General features: G+C 55.6%; 4 protein-coding genes and 4 tRNA genes. 1 reads left to right on the top strand and 7 read right to left on the bottom strand.

Annotation, left to right across the window (positions count from 1 at the left end; genetic code table 11):
• Positions 1–174: 174 nt before the first annotated feature.
• On the top strand, positions 175–1,065 hold the full coding sequence (murI, locus tag AADJ04_RS17785) for a glutamate racemase (RefSeq protein WP_341240428.1): 891 nt from the start codon (positions 175–177) through the stop codon (positions 1,063–1,065).
• Between the two features lie 81 nt (positions 1,066–1,146).
• Here murI and AADJ04_RS17780 read toward each other — a convergent pair whose 3' ends face one another.
• The 7 genes from AADJ04_RS17780 to AADJ04_RS17750 all read right to left on the bottom strand — a co-directional run.
• Complete coding sequence (locus AADJ04_RS17780; RefSeq protein ID WP_066696926.1) at positions 1,147–1,671, bottom strand: M48 family metallopeptidase; 525 nt, start codon at positions 1,669–1,671, stop codon at positions 1,147–1,149.
• Positions 1,672–1,785: 114 nt separating this feature from the next.
• Positions 1,786–2,412 (bottom strand): DUF6806 family protein, encoded by a 627-nt coding sequence (locus AADJ04_RS17775; RefSeq protein WP_044402542.1) that lies wholly within the window; start codon positions 2,410–2,412, stop codon positions 1,786–1,788.
• 13 nt (positions 2,413–2,425) lie between these two features.
• Positions 2,426–2,517: transfer RNA gene (locus AADJ04_RS17770), tRNA-Leu, on the bottom strand.
• Between the two features lie 148 nt (positions 2,518–2,665).
• Positions 2,666–2,741, bottom strand: a tRNA-Gly gene (locus AADJ04_RS17765).
• A 131-nt stretch (positions 2,742–2,872) separates the two neighbouring features.
• Positions 2,873–2,946: transfer RNA gene (locus AADJ04_RS17760), tRNA-Cys, on the bottom strand.
• Positions 2,947–3,000: 54 nt separating this feature from the next.
• A tRNA-Gly gene (locus tag AADJ04_RS17755) sits at positions 3,001–3,076 on the bottom strand.
• 83 nt (positions 3,077–3,159) lie between these two features.
• Positions 3,160–3,426, bottom strand: a 267-nt coding sequence (locus tag AADJ04_RS17750) for a S16 family serine protease (protein ID WP_341240427.1), incomplete at its 5' end; no start/stop codon positions are given.

Here is a 3,426-nt window from a genome sequence, read left to right as displayed (position 1 = left end):
CCAAATTCCCAACGAAAAAAATGCCAGTCAGCTCTTAACTGACTGGCATTGGCCTTCGGGCGGTTTTTTCATTTCTGCATAGTGACTGACATCCTGATTCAAGCTGGCGTTTCCGCGCAGGCTCCTCGTCTTTCCTACAATCCCGGTTTTCCCACTGCCAGAGCTTGGTTCACGATGCCGCAGGCTTCTTCTCCCATCGGTGTATTTGACAGCGGCGTCGGCGGGCTGAGCGTGCTGCGAGCGCTGTTGGCAGCCCTGCCCCACGAACGTTTTGTGTATCTGGCCGATAGCGCCAACGCCCCTTATGGCGAGCGCGGCGACGCTTTTGTGGCTGCGCGCACCCACGCCATCACCCAGTACCTGCGTGAGCAGCACGACATCAAAGCGCTGGTGGTGGCCTGCAACACCGCCACGGCGGCGGCCATCCACGAAGTGCGCAGCAGCCACCCCGACCTGCTCCTGGTGGGGCTGGAGCCCGCCATCAAATCGGCTCTGGCAGTCACAAAGACTGGGCATGTGGGCGTGATCGGCACCCGCGGTACGCTCACCAGTGCCAAATTTGGCAAGCTGATGGCTTCATTGGCCGATCAAGCCCATTTTGTGGTGCAACCCTGCGATGGGCTCGCACACGCCATCGAACGCAGCGTGGCATTGCCTGTAGCCCCAGCCTCCTACCCAGTTGAAAGCACTGAAACGGGCGCATTGTGCAAACGTTATGTGAATGCCATGGGTGCCTTTGGTACAGCGCCAGGGGAAATGGATACCTTGGTTCTGGGCTGTACCCACTATATTTTCGTAGCCCACGAGTTGCGCACGCTGGTGGGCCCAGACGTGCAGTTCATAGAAACCGGTGAACCTGTTGCTCGCCAAACCAAGCGCCTGCTCGACGCTGCAGGCTTGTTGCAAACAGCAGGCTCCGCTGGCGGCAACCTCTCCGAGGAAAGTGCGGACGTTACTCCTTCCGTACTCCTGCTGACCACAGGCCCAGTGGCCATGATGGAAGCGGCTGCCCAGCGTTGGCTGAATCTGCCGGCGGAGCACTGCCGGTCCGTATCAGTGCGCTGAGAAATATAGATAAAAAGTGGCTCTAGCGCTTGATGAACAAGCGCCACAAGCTATTAAATTTATAGCAATCAACCAACAAATTCAAACAAGCTCATCGCCCCACAACCGGGCACCTGCATGCTCCACGTGTGTGAGGTACAGGCGCAGGTCAAACTCGTACTGGTGATACTGCGGCTCCATGTGGCTGCACAACTGGTAAAACGCCTTGTCGTGGTTCTTTTCACGCAGGTGAGCCAATTCGTGGACCACGATCATGCGCAGAAACTCATCAGGAGCCTGCTTGAACATCGAGGCGATGCGAATCTCATGCTTGGCCGCAAGGCGGCTTCCTTGCACCCGCGAGACCGCAGTGTGCAAGCCCAAGGCATTGCGCACCACGTGGATCTTGTTGTCAAAAAGCACCTTGTTGACCGTACCAGCGTTGCGCAAGTAACGAGTCTTCAGCTCTTGTACGTAGTCGTACAAGGCCTTGTCGCTGCGTACGCTGTGGGGCTGGGGATACTTGCGCAGCAGCACGTTTGCCAGTTGCCCCTGCTCCAACAAATCGCGTGCCTGCTCCTGCAGCGCCACAGGGTAGGCGCGCAGATACGGAAGATCAGAAGCCATGGATGACTAAAAACAATGGCAGCGCCCTGGAACATTGCGCAGGCAGGCCATTTTTGTGAAAGGCCTTACCCGAGCGCCCAAAACGCCCGCGTCTTTTCACCTGCAGCCAGGGTCTCAATGCAGATGGCGGGGGCGACGACCACCGCCGTGCCCACTGCCAGAGCCACCAGGGCCCCTGGGGGGCTTGCCAATTTCCAGCGAATTCACCAACGCATCAAAACGCTGCGTGAACAGCTTGTCGATCTCGGCGACCACGCCACCCAGCTCAGCGCCATCAAAGTGGCGCTCCATCATGTTCACCACGTCTTGCACCAGCAGGTCGCGCTGCACTTGCATGATGGCGGCCGGTGTGGGCCCAACGAAAAGCATTACAAAATCGTCACGGGATTCGGCGCCGTCTTGACCGTCCTCTTCTTCAAACTCTGCGTCGTAGAAGGTCACCTCCAAGGCAGCTCCTATTTCGCAAAGCTCGTTGAGGTTCATGCACATTTCATCGAGTGTCTGGCGAAAATCTTCATCGCCCCGCACGGTCCAGCAAATCTGCAGAAGGTGCTCTTTAGGGTCGAACTTGATGCCAGGTTCTTCTTCATAGGCACTGGTGGCGCCGTCAGCGAGAGAACGCGCTCCTGCATATTTCCACAAAGGCTTCAAGGCATCCTGCAGTTGCTCAAAACTGGCATCTGCCCGCAACTGCACCTGCCCGTGGACATGAATTTCGAAGGGAGCGTTGTAACTTGACATGATTGAATCGTAATGGTGCCCCGAGCCGGGGTCGAACCGGCACGCCCCTTTTCAGGAAGCGGCGGATTTTAAGTCCGCAGTGTCTACCAATTTCACCATCGGGGCGCCAGCCACCGAGTGCGTGTTGCCCGGCAGCGTAACCCGGACGTCGCCGCAGAGCAACGTCCCATCGAACAAGAGCAACGCAATCACTGAAGATTGGATGATTGCGTTGCACCAAGAAAAAAGGGAAGCCTGAGCTTCCCTTTGAATTTGGAGCGGGAAAAGAGTCTCGAACTCTCGACCTCAACCTTGGCAAGGTTGCGCTCTACCAACTGAGCTATTCCCGCATTTTGCATCAACACTTCAGTGCATCAGCAAGAATTAAATTATAACACAATTTTTGAATTTCTGCGAAATTTCAAAAATTTTTCCAACTCCCTGAAGTAACTCAAGTCACTTCAGCAAGTCAGCCGCATCCTGGAGGCGCGGTCCGGAGTCGAACCGGACTAACCGGATTTGCAATCCGGGGCATAACCGCTTTGCTACCGCGCCAGAAACCACTGCCTTGGCAAAAAAGGGAAGCTGATGCTTCCCTTTTTTGGAATTTGGAGCGGGAAAAGAGTCTCGAACTCTCGACCTCAACCTTGGCAAGGTTGCGCTCTACCAACTGAGCTATTCCCGCATTTATCGAAGCCTTACATTCTACAACGTTTGCTGCGATGGGATGAATTGTAGCGCATTTTTTGGAGGTTTTCGAAAAAAACTTCAGTGCTTCAAAGAATCGTTACTGACTGCCGGAGAAGTTTTGTCTGCCGTCACTGCAGTAACTGCAGCCTCCTCGTCTGACAAGGGGACAGGCTTGCGCTCCAGCGCCACCTCAAGAACCTTATCAATCCACTTCACAGGAATGATCTCGAGTCCGCTTTTCACATTCTCGGGAATCTCCTGCAGATCCTTGACGTTCTCTTCCGGGATCAACACGGTCTTGATGCCGCCACGCAGGGCCGCAAGGAGCTTTTCCTTGAGACCGCC

It is taken from the genome of uncultured Acidovorax sp. (assembly GCF_964021665.1).
In the GTDB taxonomy this organism is placed as follows: Bacteria; Pseudomonadota; Gammaproteobacteria; order Burkholderiales; family Burkholderiaceae_C; genus Acidovorax; species Acidovorax temperans.
This window is presented reverse-complemented; position numbering and strand designations above follow the sequence as displayed.

Bases quoted from the DNA above. Each gene is read 5' to 3' on its own strand.
- murI (WP_341240428.1), top strand. From the start codon at position 175: ATGCCGCAGGCTTCTTCTCCCATCGGTGTATTTGACAGCGGCGTCGGC.
- AADJ04_RS17780 (WP_066696926.1), bottom strand. From the start codon at position 1,671: ATGGCTTCTGATCTTCCGTATCTGCGCGCCTACCCTGTGGCGCTGCAG.
- AADJ04_RS17775 (WP_044402542.1), bottom strand. From the start codon at position 2,412: ATGTCAAGTTACAACGCTCCCTTCGAAATTCATGTCCACGGGCAGGTG.